Origin of the sequence: Flavobacterium sp. PS2, from assembly GCF_046250155.1 — a bacterium.
Lineage (GTDB): Bacteria > Bacteroidota > Bacteroidia > Flavobacteriales > Flavobacteriaceae > Flavobacterium.
This window is the reverse complement of sequence record NZ_CP176426.1, coordinates 1363566-1381475: the sequence shown is the minus strand read 5'-3', so window position 1 is coordinate 1381475 and position 17910 is coordinate 1363566. Positions and strand designations below refer to the sequence as shown.

Sequence of the window (17910 nt, the reverse complement as noted above, 5' to 3'; positions counted from 1 at the left end):
TATTTAATCGATGGTTATGCTTCTTTTATGCGAGGAAGCACAAGATGATTCTGAACCTTTTTTAACTGTTACATCAGCTTTTACTTCAAAAGTTCCAGAAGTACTATAGACATGTGAAATCGTATTGCTATTTACAGTTTCACTAGTACTATCTCCCAAAGTCCATGCTACAGCATCGAGAGTGTACTGTCCTGTATATTCAATTTCGTAATTAACTTTTTTCGGATTAGTTTCGTCTGAATTGTGTTTTAATTTAACATATATAGATTCTGAAATGCAATCAATCCCTTTCTCGATATCAGATTTGCTACAAGAAAAAGTAGAAGTATTGAAGAGGTAATAAGTAGAATGGAGATTTTATTTTTTATACCTTTTTTTAATCTGTTAGTTGCAAGTATAAATAGCTTGTCATACAAAAGTAGCTCTTTTTAAATTTTCTTTTTTCCAAAAGTGTTTCTTATTATAAACCGAAAAAATGTTTTCATTTTTCACATTTTTTATGTCTTTTAGAATTCTAACTAAATACCGATAACTAGGTAATGTGATTTATCATTTTTAACTTTTCGGATAACCTTTATTATAAACAATACAAAAGTTGAAACACATTTGCTTTGTATTCTTTTTCAGACACCTTTATGATTAAGGGAGAAATTTATTTTAGAAACTAAATCTGAAATAATAAGTCTTTAATTGGTTGATAGTTAATGTTTTGTTTTTTTTAGAAGAGTAGGAGATTGAGCCCTTTAAATATGGGAGATTACATTTTTTAAGACTTACTATTTTTATCGAGTCTAAATTAAGCTATATTTGCAACTTTTAATCACCTTTCTGTTATATATCATATAACTGCATTACAAATTAACTACAATGACTTATTGTAATAGTCTCCCGCCAATATTTTCTAAAAGCATTATTCTGTTAGTATTCATCTTATTTTCTAACCTTGGTTTTACACAAAATATAAATAAGTTAAATATTCAGATTACCGTTAAAGATGCCGAAAGTAAACTACCAATAAAAGGGGCTTTGCTAACTGTAGAAGGATCGTCTCAGAAATATGAAGCACAGTCAGACGATTTTGGAAGCATTGTTCTGAATGCTATTGTAAACGGTAGTTACAAAATAAAGCTATCACATTCAGGTTACGAAACCATCGAAAAAAAGCTAGGGTTTACAACCAATCAAAGTTTGTCTTTAGAATTAAAACCTGCAAGTATTGAGTTAAACGAAGTAGTTATAACAGCTACAGAGTCTCGAGGAATGACAAGTACATCTATTATCGATAAAAGAGCCATGCAACATTTGCAGCCTTCGAGTTTTACAGATTTATTAGAATTATTACCCGGCGGACGCTCCAAAGATCCTGTGTTTAATGCATCCAATCACATTAAATTAAGAGAAGTAGGCATAGCCGATTCTAATTATGATATTTCCTCTCTTGGAACTGCTTTTGTAATCGACGGAATTCCTCTTAATACCGATGCTAACTTACAATATTCGACTGGACCAAGAATGACTATTACTCCGGGTTCCGGATATGCAAATACACGCAGGAACACAACATCAAAAGGAGTAGATATGCGTTCTATATCTACAGATCAAATTGAGAAAGTCGAAATTATAAGAGGTATTCCATCTGTAGAATATGGTGATTTAACTAGCGGACTTATTAAAATTAAACGAAAAAGAGGACGCAGTAATTGGGAATCTCGTTTTAAAGCAGATGAATTTAGTAAGCTGTATTATGTAGGGAAAGGATTTGAATCTGAAGAGAAACGATTTGTATTGAATGTTGGGCTTGATTATCTGGATGCAAAATCGGATCCTCGTAATAGTTTCGAAAACTACAAAAGAATCACTGCGTCTATACGAGCGCAAAAAACATGGGAGGATGATTCTTATCTGCTTCAATGGGATTCTAGTTTAGATTATAGCGGTTCGATGGATAATGAGAGAGCAGATCCAAATGTTGGTTACGCAAAAATTGATAGATATAGTTCTGATTATAATCGATTTTCTATAGCTAACTCATTCGATTTAGACTTTAAAACATCACGATTTTTAAAATCGATTCATGTAGCTACATCACTTAGTCAGCAATATGATAAAATCGAACAAACCAAATGGGTACAAGTATCAAATGCTACAGCGATACCTAATAATACAGAACAAGGAGAATCCGACGGTATTTTTTTAACGCCCCAATACGCTTCAGATCTTCTGGTTGATGGTAAACCATTTGATGCTTTCTTAAAAGCAATGGGAGATTTTGAAGTTCGTTTATTTGGAATAACACATGCTTTAAAAGCAGGTTCGGAGTGGACATATTCTAAAAATAACGGAAAAGGTCAGGTTTACGATACCACACATCCGCCATCTCCAGAAATGACAACACGCCCCAGATCATATAAAGATATTCCTGCTAGTACAGATATTGCTTTTTTTGCCGAAGATGCTATTACAATTCCTTTAGGAAAACATCAATTAAACCTTGCGGGTGGTATTCGAGCCATGTCATTATTAAATGTACCATCAGCTTATGCTATTCACGGAAAATATTATTTTGATCCCCGAATTAATGCACAATGGGTACTTCCGTCTTTCCAGATAGGGAAACATGCATTAAAAACGGAACTTACAGTAGGAGCAGGGCAATATACTAAGTTCCCAACATTGGCACAGCTTTATCCCGATTATGTATATAATGATTTGGTGCAGCTTAACTATTATCATAATACTCCCGAATACCGAAGAATTAATTTAATGACCTATAAAACGTCTGCAATAAATTATGATTTAAAGCCGGCAATAAATAAAAAATGGGAGGTTCGCACAGATTTCTCTTATGATAATAACCGATTCTCTGTTACTTTTTTTAATGAACGTTTAGATTCCGGATTCAGAAGTGGGTCACGATATCATGCGCTTTCTTATAAAAAATACGATAGTAGTTCTATAGATCCTTCAGCATTAACATCACAACCTGATCTTGCCGAAATGAGTTTTGTAATGGATACTTTATTAACCACTTACAACATTACTAACAACGGAAGTAAACTACTAAAAAGCGGTGTTGAATTTCAGTTATCGTCTAAACGTTTTACGTCTATAAATACACGATTTACATTAAATGGAGCTTGGTTTAAAACGACTTATACTAATAGTAATCCTGTGTATAAAAGTGGACAAAAAGATATAATTATTAACGGCAAACGACTTCCGTATTTAGGTCTTTACCAGTGGGACGATGGTTCTATAAAACAGCAATTAAATACAAACTTAATTGTCGATACTTATATCCCCTCACTTGGTTTAGAATTTTCTAGTTCCTTTCAATTTATGTGGTTTAGAAGCAATCAATCTACACCTATGAACGGAACACCAATTGCTTATATAAATCCTTCAGGAGAACAATATCCTTATCTCGAAGAAGATAAATCAGATCCTATTTTGCAATGGTTGGATATAAAATACAACGACGATTTATTTGAGAAAAGAACAATCCCAATGTCAATGAATATGAATTTGAAAATCTCTAAAGATTTTTATAAAAAAATCAGAATATCAATGTTCGTTAACCGACTCTTTAGTTACTATCAAAACTACGAAATCAATGGACAGAAGATAGAACAAAGAGGGCTCACTTCTCCTTATTTCGGGATGGAATTAAACTTGAATTTATAACCTTTAATATTAAATAAATACCTCAATTATGAAAATTAAACTATTACCCATTTATCTAACGATGGCCATAATGGCTTTACTACAATCTTGCTCAAAAGATGACGATAATTATAGTAGCAACCAAACCGCTATAACCTTAAAACTTGTTAACCCAGAAGATTTAAATAATGTTGTACTTTCTAACCTTTCGGTATCTTTTAAAGAACTTAATACAGGTAAAATAACAGAGAGTAAGTCATTTGTAAATAATGGTCTTTCTATCGAATTAAGTGAAGGATCTTACGAAATTGCTATCAACGGAAAAATTCAATATTCTGCGGGAGAAAGTACTGTTGAGGCAGCAGTAAGCGGTTATAAAGAATCGGTTGTTATTACAGGAAAAACAGCGCTGGTTTCTTTAAACCTTTTCCTAAAAACAAGCCAATCAGATTTTATTATCGAGGAAGTGTTTTTTACAGGAACGCGAACTGCCGAAGGAAAACAATATCTAGGAGACAAATACTTTAAAATTTACAACAATACAGATAAAGTATTATACGCAGATGGATTAATGATTGCTCAATCGGAATTTATGACGGTAGAGAAACAGGCTTATACGCCAAATATCATGGCGAAATCTTTTGTAGCATCGGCAATTGCTATTGTTCCCGGAACAGGAACTACATATCCTATTGCTCCAGGAGGATTTTTTATTATTGCCGAAGATGCAATTAATCATAAAGAATACAACCCGGGTTCGATTGATTTAAGAACAGCCAATTTCGAATTTTATACAGAAGATGCAGAAGATGTAGATAATCCTGCTGTTCCTAATATGGAGAATTTATTCTCATCGATGATTGTACATAACAGAGGGTTCAAAAGCTTTGTTATTGCTCGTTTGCCAATAAATAAAGATACTTACTTGACAGATTACACGTACGACTATGAATATAATTTGGTAGTAGGAGGAGAAAGTTATCCTATGGGAGAGAGCGTTTACTCTATTCCTAATTCATGGATTGTAGATGCAGTTAATTTAAGTGTTGCGTCAGAATTTCAATGGATTGTTACCGACCCTTCATTGGATATGGGATGGACATACTGCGGAAAAGTAGATGCAGACCAAAGTCGTTACGGAAAAAGTGTTCGTCGTAAAGTGAATTCAACGGACTCAAAAGGTAAAAAAGAATTGAAAGATACTAATAACTCTACATTAGATTTTAGCCCAGAGGTTAAACCATCTTTAATGAATTAATAATTTAATCATGAGTTTTCGTCCCATCTTTCTATTTATTATTTTTAGTTCAGCTATGCTACATGCACAGGATAGCACCTCGGTTCTTATCCGTATTCATGAGAATTTAGCTCCCGAAAATAATTTTTCTGGTGCATTTTATACAAATCCTGCAAATATGCAATATGCTCGCCGCTATTCCTTATCAGAGTTTAGCGCCGGTTATAATACTACATCGCAGCAAACCAATATTCAACAATTAGGAAATGGCATTAGTGAGTTTCTTATTAACGCACAATCCTATTATAAGATTGATCCTAAAAATACGGTTTGGGGAAATGCAAACTATAAAAATGGTCAACGTAAAAATGTACAATGGAACGAAAGCTCAGATTATCAGGTAATATATCCTTATGTAACCGCCGATTCTATAGGAGGAGATCTTTCTTTTGAAGAATATTCTTTTAAAGGAGGTTATACTAAAGGATATCAAAAAATGACTCTAGGAATCGTTGCCGAATACCGTGCCTTGATGGAATACCGAGATATAGATCCCAGACCTAAAAATACAGTTTCGGATTTAAAAGTAGCACTCGGGATATCCCGAAACATAGGAAATCATTATGTGATTGGATCAGCTATTAATCTGCAAAAATACACACAGTCAAATAATTTGAAATTCTTCAGCGAGTTAGGTGCTCCCGCTGTGTATCATATGACAGGACTTGGAGTGTATAACAACCTACTTACAGGAAACAAACTGAGCTCTTATTATGATGGGAAAGGATATGGAGCAAATGTGCAATTATTTCCAAAAGACAGGAATGGTTTTGCTTTATCTATTGGATATAACCATTTTGATTATGAAAAAATAATGACCGAATTTCAAGACCTTATCGCATCTAGTATTCTAGAGAAACGTTATGATGGAGAACTTTCTTATTTAAAAAAATCAGAAGAAAAGGCTTGGGGTACAAAAATCGGATTTTATTATATTGATCGGGCAGGAACCGAGAATATATTCGACAATCAGACTTCATCATCTTACGTAAAAATATCCGAAGCTACCAAATATACAAACCAGGTTACATCGGTTATATTTTCAGGTTTATACAGTATTCCTAATCTAGAATTATCATGGTCTGTTGCGCCAAGTTTTAATCTTAAAAATACAGCAACAAAGTATATCGATCCCTTAAGAACTATCGATATTCAGCAAGGTATTGGTCGATTAGATTTTTCGGTTTCAAAACTGGTGTCGCAATCATTAATCAAAGTCTCGACATCATTAGAGCATAGCTGGGCTTTAGATTCAAAGATGAAACTTAGTGATCGCATAAATACAAATCAAATTTTTGAAATGTTAGATTATAATTTTGCTTACTTATCAGCAGCATATACCAAAGTAAATCTAACAGCACGTTGGGATTACAAATATGAAACAGACCTTAATTTTTTCATCAAAACAGGTTTGGATTACTACAATTATTCTAAAAACAAAAACAATACTTATTTTCAAATGTCACTAGGAATGACGTTTTAATAGGCATTGCAAAATATCTATTACTTTATAATGAAGTCTATTTTATTAAAAACCTTTTTTCTTATTCTGTCCGTTGGTATTGTACATTCGTTATTGAGTTTTAGCGTTACGCTAAGCGAAAAAATGGCAAATACCAATTGGAGAGAACTTTATAGTAAGCCAACAAATCAATGGCCAAAACCAACTATCGACAAAGGTGTTATCTGGAAAGAATTTGAACCTTTGGATGTAGATACAAGTTATTACGAAAGGATGGATGATCCTAAAGTTATATTAGGACAGATGCTTTTCTTTGATCCAAAACTTTCAGGTTCTAATCAGGTTTCCTGTAGTAGCTGCCATGATCCTGAACTGGCTTGGGGAGATGGGAGAGAAGTATCTTTGGGTAATGATCATTTGCAAGGCAAGCGCAATACACCGTCTTTATATAATATTAATGCGCGAAAATCATTCTTTTGGGATGGTCGCGCAACAACGTTAGAAGAGCAAGCGCAAGGACCAATTACGGCACATCATGAAATGAATATGGATGCTAAAAGTCTGGCTAAAAAGATAAAAAAAATTAAAGGCTATGAAGTTTTATTTCAAAATGCATACGGAAACACTGATGTTACTTATGATAAAATCTTGCAATCATTGGCAACTTTCCAAAAAACAATACTGAGTAAAAGAAGCCGATTTGATACTTTTATTGATGGAGATTACAGTCAATTATCTGATCAGGAAATACACGGTTTACATCTTTTCCGTACTAAAGCGCGTTGTATGAATTGCCATTCGGGGAAATATTTTACCGATGAATCATTCCATAATATAGGACTTACCTATTATAAAAGAGACTATGAAGATTTAGGGCTTTACAATATTACTAAAAAGGCAGAAGATGTCGGGAAATTCCGAACGCCTTCACTTCGCGATGTTATGTACACAGGACCATGGATGCATAATGGTTTATTTGATAATATGACAGGAATTATTAATATATACAATAGCGGAATGCACATGATAGATCCAGATGAAAGTGAAAAAGCAGCAGATCCTTTATTCCCACAAACAGATGTATTGTTGCAACCTCTAAACCTAGATGATGATGAGATTATAGCCTTGGTTTCTTTTATTAAAACCTTATCAGGAAGACAATACAAAATGGAGCGTCCACAGATACCGAGGTAAATATAATTGCATAAAATTAAAATTATGTAGTTTATTGTTTGTAGTATAAATACTTATATATTAGCGTTGGTAAAAAAGCAAGTTATGTGGTGTAAAATCATTTATAATTTGCTTTTTTTATCATTAACTAACTAAATTAAGTAGCAATACTATCTAAAGAAAACAATGAAAAAATTGAAATTACTGGCTATTATCTTTCTATTATTTGGAAAAAACATAAATGCTCAAAACAAAATCGAGGCTATTTTTAAATTGAAAATAGAACAAGCGTTAATTTCACGAGGAGATAATTTTCCTAATTTCAAAACAAATAAAGACAGTTTAGATATATTTTTATTTGCGCTGCATAAAGGTTTTTCGCCAGCTGATTTTCAGAAATACACGAAGTTTAGTGATGAAAAAATGACGAGTTTAATTACCTTATTAGAATCTAAAAATTGGCTTCATAAAATCAATAATCAGTATAAGCCAACAGTTTTTATTGCCGATGCAAAAGATGGAGAACTGCTTTATAAATATGCAAAACCCGTATCGGAAAAAATAACCAAATCAATAATTAAAAATTTAGCCGATATAAAACTGCAATTTGGTAAAACAGAGGTATCAAAAACACAAGATTTTCAAAAATGGTCATTCCTTATTTTAAGTAATGTATTATTAGATTCCTGGCAAATTAATGATGTCGAAAAAGAATTTCTAAAGCAAGAAGACAGACCTTTAAGACACGGAAATCATTACTATTACAGAATTAGTGAAAATACAAATGCAAAAACAGAATCTTTTGGGATTTACGGAAATCAATCCGAGCAAATAGATAATAAAGACGTTTGTGTTTATGGAAATAACAGACTTCATGTACAAACAAATTCATTCGGAAATTTAGTTTCTAAATCAGACAATATTTTGTTTACAGAAATAGCTAAAAACTATTTACCAGACTTATTAAAGATTCTGGAGAGCGAAAGAGAATACAGTAAAAAGATTTACACTAAATTAGGTTATGACAAGGAAATATCTTTTGAAGAATTTTTTATTTGGTGGTATCATTTCATCTATACACAAGCAACAGATGAAATGCATAAAAAAGGAGTTTTATCTATTCCAGCTGATGGGAATTTTGATTTTGTAATAGAAGAATAGGTGATTAAAACTTAAATTTGTATGAAAGGGAGATTTTGTACAAATTTAAGTTCTAATATTGTTTTTGTTTGATAAAACTCCCTATCCCTTTCATTTTGAATGCTTAACCTTATCATTTTGATAGGTATTATAAATTAAACAGCAATATTAATTATTTAATTTATTGGTATTTAGTGCTTTAATTTATTTTTGATTGCTTTGGCATACAGTTTGCACACTTTGATTCCTAATATTATGAATTAAAATTAAAAAACATGAAAGCAAATAAAACAAGAAAAAAAGATTTGACAGAGCTAGACATATCAGAAAAATCGATGAAGAGAAAAGACAGAATTATTAACTCAATAGTGTTTGCTGTGGTTTCCTTTATTGCTATTATGATGATTTCTAAAATAGTGTAGTACTATTTAATTATTATAATTTTTAGCAATTGTTAGATTTGCTTTTTTTGTCTTATTCGGAATTTTATTAAACTATAATAAAAGGGTTTTAAAATAGTAAAGCCTCAGATTTCGCTGAAGCTTTACTGCACCCCTCACAGGACAATTCTGGAATTGTTTTATTGATTATTTTGTTTTATTAAACATATAACGGGCAATTTTCCATTCTCCATTTTCTTTTGCCAATACAAATAACTCCCTGTTTTCTTCTGGAACAGTTTGTCCATTAGCGTGAATTAATGTTGTGCCTTTTGAGTTTGTTACTGCATAAGCAATATCTCCACTAATGTTTATTTCTTCGATAAAAAACTCAATGTTTAATTGTATTGATTTAAATACAAATTCATAGGAATCTTTTAGTTGTTGTTGGCCTTTTGCAGTTGGGGCAGAGGTTGGCATAAATACACCATCTTGAGTGTATAATGACAAAACTTTAGATACATCTGATGTGTTTAAGGCATCACGATAAGAGAAAAATAATTTTTCTATGGCTGTTTTTTCTGCTGTTGTATTCATTTCTACTTGTTTTAAATTATTTGTTACGGATTTGTTTTCTGTTTGTTTTTGACAACTTGCCATCAGCAAGAGCAAAGAAATCGGGATTAGTATTTTTTTCATTTTATAATGCTTTAATTACATTACAAAGTTGAGGTAAACAGAAGAGTAACACTTATAAACAAGTTTAAGAAATACCCTTAAACTATATTAAGGGTAAATTACTTTTTAGTAATATTATTGCGGATTTTACTCAGGAATTCAGGCGTTATACCAAGATAAGAAGCTATTTGAGTATTAGGAATTCGGTTAGAAAGTTTCGGGTATTGACCCAGAAAAGTTTGATATCTTTCTTCGGCAGTAGAACTAATATTTTGTAGAACCCTATTTTCGAGTTCAATAAATTTGTTTTCGATAATAACTCTAAAATTTCGGTCAAATTTCGGAAAATGAGTGTAGAGATATAAAAGGTTTGATTTTTCTATTTGCAAAATAACAGCTGGTTCCATAGCTTCGATATAAAGTCGGCTTGGTTGTTCAGAATGAAAACTACCAATGTCAGTAATCCATTCATTTTCTGAAGCAAATTGAATGTTATGTTCCGTTCCGTTTTTATCAACAGCATACATTTTAAAAAGCCCAGAAATAACAAAAGTATAATGTCTGCAAACATCATTTTCCTGAAGTATAAATTGTCTTCGCTTGATGTTTCTTTCAATCACACGATTACTCAAATCTTCCTTTTCCTTGGTGTCAAGAGGAAGATAATTATCAAAATGCGATATGAGTATGTCTATGTTCACTATGTCTTTTAAAAGCTAATATAAAGCTAATTTACTACAAGTAATAAATTTTTCAGCAACGATTTAGCAACATTATCTTTTGATCAGGCATAAAATACTATTCTATAAAAAAAGCTCCAGATTTCTCTGAAGCTTTGCTTAATGTTATATGTAAGTTCTATAATGACAAAACAGAATAGACTTTGTAAGAGTGTAAAAAAAGATACTTAAAAATTAGTATTTACTTTTTTAGAGCGATCAGCAATGTATGACATAAGCCAAGTTACTTGTCCGTCTTTTACAAAGTATATTTTCTTTTTCTCTAAATTTGGAATACTTTCCAGGCAAGTTACTAGTATGTTGTTTGCTGAAATAAGGTATCGTTGATCGTATGTAGTCAAAACTCTAGCAGCTTCTTTATTCGTTTTGGCATAGGTAGTAAACTTACCGAAATTATTTTTAAGGATTGCATCATAATTCATAACGTCCTCCAACGTAAAAGAAATATAATGATCTTTAGTGTTTTCATCATAATAAAGAGCTGAAAACGCCCAAACAGCCCCTCCGGATAAATAAATTTTTTCCTTTTTTAATAAAAGAGGATTTGCATCAAGCAATTGTTTTATCTTCTTACGCAGAATTGGGTTAAAATCAAAAGCCTTTTCCTGATAGGTTGACATATCATTAGCTTGACTTTGATTTACAACCGTTTTTTTTACTGCATCAGTAAGTGTCATTGTACCGAAATCAAGCTCCAAAGGAATAAACTCTAATCTGTTATCTCCAATCTCATCAATGTATCCGCCTTTAGTAGTTTGGGCACCAATATCAAGGAGCAGAGCGTTTGAATAATCAACAGGTGGTATAGCACCTTTAACTAGTATTTTAGCCTCTTCGTCAACATTAATTATATCAAAACTTTTGCTAGTTAAAGTAGAAATTCTATTTCTTAAAACGTCAATGTTGCGAGCAGATGAAAAAGCAGGAGCAGCAACTATAAAAATATTTTCTTCGGGAATTTTAAATTTCGCTCTTATTTCTCTCAATTGATTAAGAACTATATTGCTAGTTTTATTAATGTCGTCTTGAGGAAGCTCTCCGTAAGTAGAAATATGTTCGGCAAGGTTAATTCTCTCATTCGAGAAGTGGAGAATTGTATAGTCTGCTTTCTTAATATTATTTATCTCTACAACAGAAGTTTTTATTGCTCTACGTCCGATTTCAATTCCGGCATAAATGTTTTTTTGAGAAAATGAATTGATGGAAAAAAATAAACTTAAAAGGGTAAAAATTAGAATTTGGGTTGTGTGTTTTTTAAGCATTGGATTTAATTACTGTTATAATTTAATGAATAAAGATTGTGAGGGAATTGTTTGTTGTTTTGTTTGTAAATTAGATATTTGAATTGTGGGTAATATTTTTTTTAGTGTAAATAATTTAAAGACTACAGAAGTGGACTTCTCAAGGTTAATATATCTTTTATATTAACAATAAAGTAAAAGGATCTCATGATTAGTTGCTTATATATAAGTGACAAAATGATAGAGTATTTGGTTACCAAGTCTTAAATACTGTGAAGTAAAAACTATTAAATACAAGGCCACAAATTTATAAAAACATTTATTAGAACAAACTCAGTTATTAGGAAAATATATTATTAAATTGTTAATACACTCGCATATTATTTTATATTTCTAATGTGTTGAAAAAGAGTAATAAGCAAATGTGATTTATTTAGAAAAGAGAAATAATGACTCATTTAGGGAAGTGTTTCTATATAAAAATACATTAGGATTCCTGTATCTGTACAACTTTTCGTATTTTATGAAATCTATAAAAATCTCATAACCTTTGTTATAGTTCTTAGAAATTACAAAAGAGAGATAAGTTTAGGAATAATAGTTAGACACTTTCAATTTCGTTCAAGATGATAAAAAAAAACAAATTATTGTAAAAAAACAAAGCTCTAGATTTATCTGAAGCTTTGTCTTAGTTATATGAGAAGAATTGAAAAACATGACCAGTTTATAAAGGATTTTTAAAAAACACCTAATCAGGAATAGTATCTATGCGGTTTTTAGATTAAATCAATTAATTCACCTTTAGTTTCCGCTAATTGGCCATGTGGTAAATTGCCTTTTTTATATTCTAACCACAGCGAATTTAACCAGTAATCATTATGTTTAATTTCTAATGACTGTAATATTAAGCCAAAATCATCAGATACGTAGGAAGATAAATCAGGATGATTTGTTATAGAATATACGAGTTTAAAAACTTTTTCTCTTAAGCTGTGGCTACTAGTTTTGTCTATTTTACTTTCACTAACTTTCACTTTGATGATATCAAATATTTCCATCCATTTTTCAGAAAAATAGTCTTCGTCTCTTTCATCTAAAATCATGTCAAAATCATCTTCAGTATAATTCGACAGTACAAGAGGTAAATTGTTCTCAATAAAAAAGTTTAGCTTTTCTAAAATTTGCTCCATTTTACTATTATTTATTATTAATGCAGTCCTTTTTTTGTGTTGATTTAACTGCAAAGATTTATAAAGCGATTGATTAAATTTTGTAAACCTTTGTGTTATCTATTCTCTAAAGAGAGTAGTTTTTATTTCTTTAAAGTAAATATAAACGAAAAAAGCTTCAGATTTCTCTGAAGCTTTTTCTTAGTAGCCCGTAGCGGAATCGAACCGCTCTTACATGGATGAAAACCATGCGTCCTAACCGATAGACGAACGGGCCTACTTTGCTATTGCGGGTGCAAAAATACAATCAATTTTAAAATATACAATAGTTTTTTCGAAAAACTTTTTTTGGTTACACTGAAAATAGCATTGTTAGAAATCATCAATCATAAACAGAATTGAGTTAATTAAAATGTATTTATTTGATTAATAATTGGTTGTTTTGTTTTAAAAATGGATGAAGAGGTTTTTTCTCTTCTTTATATTAAAATGTTAAATTTTATTAAGAATGATAAATGTTTACTTTTGAAAGATTATTCTTGTAGTTTTTCTGTTGGTTTTTTGAAAAAATGCCTGTTGTTGGAAGTATTCTAATGAGATATAATGCGAATATTACTGACTTTGCACATTTTTTTGTTATTGTGAATGATGATTGCGATAAGATGTCCTGGTTTTGTTTAAGCAATAGAGCAGTGATGGATAATGTAAATGGCGATACTTGTAATAGACTGCCTTTGTCGGAATTTAATTTATGTTATTGAATTATATACTTACTGATATTCATACTCAGAATTGAAGTTATACGCATGTTAAGTAACGATTAGATGATTAATCCCCGACAAACTATGTTCAAATCATTCTATAAGTTGGTAGCGTAAATTTAGAATGTTCCAATATTTTAGAGGCAAACAAAAAGATGCGACTGCATCTCAAATTAATCTACTGTGTATTTTAGGTTGTTTTTATAAAACATCAAATAGCTAGTGTTTCTAGAATTAGATTAAAATAGATTTATTTATGGATAATATAATATAATTATAAATTTAAAAAAAAATGTTCTTTTGCTGTTAAAAATTTATGATGAAAAATCTTTCTGGAAAGGCATTAAAAATTTCTACTATAATTGTATTATTTGTATTATTTGGGATATTGGGGTATTCTTACAATCAATATGTATATGCTCAAACAGTAGCTAATGATTTAAAAGTAGAAAAAATAGAACTGGTAAAGAATTTAATAGAATCAAAAAAAGAACTTGAAACTGCTATTTCCGAAAATATTTATTATAAAGATGAATTGATTAACGAAAAGCAAAAAGTGGAAAATTTATTATATGAAATAAAGAATACTAATGTTGATGCTGTAGTTATAATAAAATATAAAAAAGAAGTACTTCGATTGAAAAGAATTGTTTCTCTTATGCAAAAAGAAAAAATAAAACTATCAAAAATTGCGAAATTGTATAAAATGCAAAGAGACAGTACAAAAATGATTTTAGGTAGTGTAAAGAAAAAAAATGACACTCTCATTGCTTGGAATAATTATTTGAAGGAAATACAAAAAAACAGCAACGAAATTGTATTGACTAACCTTGAGGTACAGTCTTTTAAAGAAGAGAGAGGGAAATTTACAGTTACTGATAAAGCAAAAAAAGTAAATATCTTAAAAATTTCTTTTACAATAGTGGGGTTTTTAAATTCGGGACTTTCTTTGAAAAAAAAATATTATGTTCAGGTTATTGATAGTGAAAATAATATATTGGGTGAAAATAAGGAAATCAAATTTGGAAATTCTGTTTTGAATTACAGTTATATTTCTAATGTAAAATATCCAAATGATTCATTGAAATTTGAACATGAAATTAGAATGAAAGAGTTTAAAAAAGGAATTCATTTTGTTAATATATTTGATAAAGGAAAACTAACAAATAAAGATAAGTTTGTGCTGAGATAGTCCCGTGAACGTAACGAATATAAAAGTTTCAACGAAAGTTTAGAAACGAAAAAAGCTTCAGAGAAATCTGAAGCTTTTTGATTTTACGGGAACAGGACTCGAACTTGTGTTTGCTGCTGCGGGTATGTAGATCTACCTATTGCTCTATCATTGCATTTATCTGCATGGTCGGGTTAAAACTTAAATAATTCGATATAATCTATTTGAAGTGCGTCGCATACTTTTTCTAAAGTAGAAAGCGTTGCATTTGCATTTCCCTTTTCCAGCCTTGACATATTACTTTTTTCAAAATTACATTTTGCAGCTAACTCCTGTTGAGAAATATTTTTCTCAATTCTAATTTCCTGAATGCGTTTTCCAACTTTTTGTTGTATGGTCTGTTCCAAAATAAATTATATTTTCCGAAACAGTTCTGAAATTTCGATATTTAAAGCTTTGCTGATGCGTATAAGTTTATCAATACCCATAATTTGTTTACCTAGCATATATCTTCTTAATGCTTCAATATCTAAATCTGCATCGTGAGCTACATTGCGTACTTTAAGATTTTTTTCTTTAATAATTTCTTTTATGTTGTTTCCAACAATTATCACAGATTCAGGTACTTCAGTTTTTCTCATCACTTATTATTAAGAGTTGAAAATTATAATTAAGTAGCTAAAAAAACAGGAACGTATATGTCCAGTCAAATAAGTCTGTTTTTGCGTATATTTGTCTAATAGTGCTACCAAAATAAAATAGCAATAAATTCAATCAAGAGTATGAAATGCATGATTATTAAAAATTAAAACTATGGAAATGCAACACAAAGAACTAGTCACATCTATTTTGGAATTAATGAGTAAAAAGGACTATTTCACAAAACTAAAACTCGATGCTAATAATAATTCGCTTAGCGTACCAATAAAATTATCTTCTTATTATGAATTAAATCTAATGGTTTCTTCTTTACTTAAAACAAGTATTAGTTTACTTAAAAATGATATTTCTTCTGAAATCTCAATTGATTTAATAATCTTACTTGAAATTGCTTTACAGCTTCTTCCTGAGGATGAAATGGAGTTGCTGGATAAGATACGTGAAATAGATAAAAGATAATGAGAGGAATGTCTCCTGACTTCGCAAACGCAATCTAAATCAGGTATTGTTTTGTAAATCTCAATTGAGTTGTCCTGAAAAAAGTATACAAAGTGTATTAAAGCAAGCGCTTAAAAAAGTTAGTATAACAAAACCTATAAGTTTGCATTGGTTGCGCCATAGCTTTGCTACTCATTTACTTGAAAGCGGAACTGATTTAAGATATATTCAAGAATTTTTAGGTCATCAAAGCAGCAAGACCACCAAAATTTACACTCATGTTAGTACGAAAAGTATTCTACAAATAAAAAACTCATTTGATGATTCATGAAATAAAAAACCTATTTTTGAAAATAAATAAGCACTGACATTTGTCAGGGATATACACAGGTTGTGCGTTAGTGTAAAAAGAAAGAGATGAAAATATTAGTAATTATATCAATTTTATTATTCAGTATTTCCTGTAAAAACAAGGAAATAAAACCAGTTAAAAAAATAGATAATTCAAAAGAAATAGAAAAGACAATTTCTGAGAATAAAAATAAATCTGACACTACTGATATTAAAGATTACCAAAATGAAGTAATGAATGAAAAAGATATTCTTTTTAATGGAAGACTAAAAAGATATTTTACTCTAAGCGAATTCGAAAAAGTATTTGGAGAAAATGACAGTATTAAATTAGTCTTAGAAGAGGGACCTTGCTATTCAATTTTTGAAAATGAAGATGGAAGTGTTGATCCGGAAGACAAATATCTTTATAAAGATGGTTCACGATTTGAAAACTCAAAAGACAAAGTAGCCGTGGATGAATTTAGATTTACAAAAAATAATTTTATTTTATTTAAAGGAATAAAATTAAAATCAACTACATCAACAAGTGATCTTCAAAAGCTCTTTCCAAATGCAACTAAAGACATTGGAAAGATGGATGTTTATGGAGAGGGTAAACTACAAGTCATTCATTTAAGAGAGGATGAAAACAATACCTCTAGCGGACATATAAAAATATTTATTAAAAATGATAAATTATACTTTATGCATTGGTGGTTTCCTTGTTAAAATACCGAACACACAACAGTTACTACAGCAGATTTAGGCATTAGGCTTAATGGAGAATTGGTTTTGTATTTGGGATGATTTACTTCATCTGTTCGCTATCGGTCGGGTAGCAAATCTGAATAATGGGATTAATTTAGCCTCAAACTCGCTGTAGTACCAGAACGTTAGTGGCAAGCTAACTGCAGAATCAACAAAAAACCAAAATTAAACAATGGCAATTTATCAATATTATCTAGCATTTATTCCTAAAATTGGACTACTCAAAAAACACAAAATAATTCCAAATCGAACAGAGATTGGTAGAGATACAGGATATTTTGAAGCAAATATGGATGAATATTGGCAATTAGCTCAAATACCTTTTAATGAGATTAAAGTTGGAATTGACAAAATTGTTGACAAAGCTGATTGGGGAAATGACAAAGATGTTTTCAATTGGAAGACATATGAGGTCGAATTGGATAACGATGCTTCGATGTCTATAAATTATGAAAATGAGAACATAACTGAGGTTTCGTTTAGAGCAGATTTGAGAGAACCAAATTTAAAATTTTTGAATGGAATGTTAGAATTAGCTAAAAAGTATGAAATGATGCTAATGGATAGGAAAGGAAATTTATTGAATCCCGAATTCAATGAAATAAAAGATTTTATAAAGGTGTCAAATGCTTTTAAGTTTATTGAAAATCCAGAAAAATTTATTGATGATTTACATAATGAAAAAATAAATATTGAATAAATAGCCAGTCATTAGCGGCTACTACAACGGATTTAGGCAATAGGTTTAATGGATAGTTGGTTTTGTATTTGGGATGATTTACTTCATCTGTTCGCTATCGGTCGGGTGGCAAATCAGAAGAATAGACTTATTTTAG

General features: G+C 30.5%; 18 protein-coding genes and 1 tRNA gene. 11 read left to right on the top strand and 8 right to left on the bottom strand.

Annotated elements, in window-relative coordinates; translation table 11 throughout:
- Positions 1 to 3 precede the first annotated feature (3 nt).
- Positions 4 to 204, bottom strand: a complete 201-nt coding sequence (locus tag ACJ6WR_RS05910) for a PKD domain-containing protein (protein WP_409417921.1) — start codon at positions 202 to 204, stop codon at positions 4 to 6.
- 663 nt (positions 205 to 867) lie between these two features.
- Between ACJ6WR_RS05910 and ACJ6WR_RS05905 the strand changes: the two genes are divergently transcribed.
- From ACJ6WR_RS05905 to ACJ6WR_RS05880, 6 genes are all read left to right on the top strand, one after another.
- Positions 868 to 3684: a TonB-dependent receptor gene (locus tag ACJ6WR_RS05905; protein ID WP_409417314.1), complete on the top strand. Its 2817-nt coding sequence runs from the start codon at positions 868 to 870 to the stop codon at positions 3682 to 3684.
- 28 nt (positions 3685 to 3712) lie between these two features.
- Positions 3713 to 4921 carry a DUF4876 domain-containing protein gene (locus ACJ6WR_RS05900; RefSeq protein WP_409417313.1) on the top strand — a complete coding sequence of 403 codons (1209 nt, stop codon included), beginning with the start codon at positions 3713 to 3715 and terminating at the stop codon, positions 4919 to 4921.
- 10 nt (positions 4922 to 4931) lie between these two features.
- Positions 4932 to 6443 carry a DUF6850 family outer membrane beta-barrel protein gene (locus ACJ6WR_RS05895; RefSeq protein ID WP_409417312.1) on the top strand — a complete coding sequence of 504 codons (1512 nt, stop codon included), beginning with the start codon at positions 4932 to 4934 and terminating at the stop codon, positions 6441 to 6443.
- A gap of 123 nt (positions 6444 to 6566) precedes the next feature.
- On the top strand, positions 6567 to 7616 hold the full coding sequence (locus ACJ6WR_RS05890) for a cytochrome-c peroxidase (protein WP_409417311.1): 1050 nt from the start codon (positions 6567 to 6569) through the stop codon (positions 7614 to 7616).
- 165 nt (positions 7617 to 7781) lie between these two features.
- Complete coding sequence (locus ACJ6WR_RS05885; protein WP_409417310.1) at positions 7782 to 8756, top strand: hypothetical protein; 975 nt, start codon at positions 7782 to 7784, stop codon at positions 8754 to 8756.
- 254 nt (positions 8757 to 9010) lie between these two features.
- On the top strand, positions 9011 to 9157 hold the full coding sequence (locus ACJ6WR_RS05880; RefSeq protein WP_165572306.1) for a hypothetical protein: 147 nt from the start codon (positions 9011 to 9013) through the stop codon (positions 9155 to 9157).
- A gap of 165 nt (positions 9158 to 9322) precedes the next feature.
- Here ACJ6WR_RS05880 and ACJ6WR_RS05875 read toward each other — a convergent pair whose 3' ends face one another.
- From ACJ6WR_RS05875 to ACJ6WR_RS05855, 5 genes are all read right to left on the bottom strand, one after another.
- The gene (locus ACJ6WR_RS05875) at positions 9323 to 9814 is read right to left on the bottom strand and encodes an SgcJ/EcaC family oxidoreductase (protein ID WP_052250070.1); all 492 of its coding nucleotides are present in this window, start codon (positions 9812 to 9814) and stop codon (positions 9323 to 9325) included.
- A 98-nt stretch (positions 9815 to 9912) separates the two neighbouring features.
- A complete protein-coding gene (locus ACJ6WR_RS05870; RefSeq protein WP_409417309.1) occupies positions 9913 to 10494 on the bottom strand; it encodes a Crp/Fnr family transcriptional regulator in 582 nt (193 codons plus the stop codon).
- A 206-nt stretch (positions 10495 to 10700) separates the two neighbouring features.
- Positions 10701 to 11795 (bottom strand): exopolyphosphatase, encoded by a 1095-nt coding sequence (locus tag ACJ6WR_RS05865; protein ID WP_409417308.1) that lies wholly within the window; start codon positions 11793 to 11795, stop codon positions 10701 to 10703.
- Positions 11796 to 12550: 755 nt separating this feature from the next.
- On the bottom strand, positions 12551 to 12964 hold the full coding sequence (locus tag ACJ6WR_RS05860) for a hypothetical protein (protein WP_052259339.1): 414 nt from the start codon (positions 12962 to 12964) through the stop codon (positions 12551 to 12553).
- 184 nt (positions 12965 to 13148) lie between these two features.
- A tRNA-Glu gene (locus ACJ6WR_RS05855) sits at positions 13149 to 13220 on the bottom strand.
- A gap of 800 nt (positions 13221 to 14020) precedes the next feature.
- On the opposite strand from ACJ6WR_RS05855, the gene ACJ6WR_RS05850 reads away from it, so the two are divergent.
- On the top strand, positions 14021 to 14896 hold the full coding sequence (locus tag ACJ6WR_RS05850) for a hypothetical protein (protein ID WP_131450991.1): 876 nt from the start codon (positions 14021 to 14023) through the stop codon (positions 14894 to 14896).
- 173 nt (positions 14897 to 15069) lie between these two features.
- Here the strand turns inward: ACJ6WR_RS05850 and ACJ6WR_RS05845 are convergent, their stop codons facing one another.
- A complete protein-coding gene (locus ACJ6WR_RS05845) occupies positions 15070 to 15282 on the bottom strand; it encodes a helix-turn-helix transcriptional regulator (RefSeq protein ID WP_082017853.1) in 213 nt (70 codons plus the stop codon).
- Positions 15283 to 15288: 6 nt separating this feature from the next.
- The gene (locus ACJ6WR_RS05840; protein WP_039120549.1) at positions 15289 to 15516 is read right to left on the bottom strand and encodes a helix-turn-helix domain-containing protein; all 228 of its coding nucleotides are present in this window, start codon (positions 15514 to 15516) and stop codon (positions 15289 to 15291) included.
- 172 nt (positions 15517 to 15688) lie between these two features.
- Between ACJ6WR_RS05840 and ACJ6WR_RS05835 the strand changes: the two genes are divergently transcribed.
- From ACJ6WR_RS05835 to ACJ6WR_RS05820, 4 genes are all read left to right on the top strand, one after another.
- Positions 15689 to 15994: a hypothetical protein gene (locus ACJ6WR_RS05835; protein WP_052250205.1), complete on the top strand. Its 306-nt coding sequence runs from the start codon at positions 15689 to 15691 to the stop codon at positions 15992 to 15994.
- Positions 15995 to 16040: 46 nt separating this feature from the next.
- Positions 16041 to 16304: a tyrosine-type recombinase/integrase gene (locus tag ACJ6WR_RS05830; protein ID WP_052250204.1), complete on the top strand. Its 264-nt coding sequence runs from the start codon at positions 16041 to 16043 to the stop codon at positions 16302 to 16304.
- 86 nt (positions 16305 to 16390) lie between these two features.
- Positions 16391 to 17035, top strand: coding sequence for a hypothetical protein (locus ACJ6WR_RS05825; RefSeq protein ID WP_039120547.1), 645 nt, complete (start codon positions 16391 to 16393; stop codon positions 17033 to 17035).
- A 211-nt stretch (positions 17036 to 17246) separates the two neighbouring features.
- The gene (locus tag ACJ6WR_RS05820) at positions 17247 to 17774 is read left to right on the top strand and encodes a hypothetical protein (protein ID WP_409417307.1); all 528 of its coding nucleotides are present in this window, start codon (positions 17247 to 17249) and stop codon (positions 17772 to 17774) included.
- Positions 17775 to 17910: the final 136 nt, after the last annotated feature.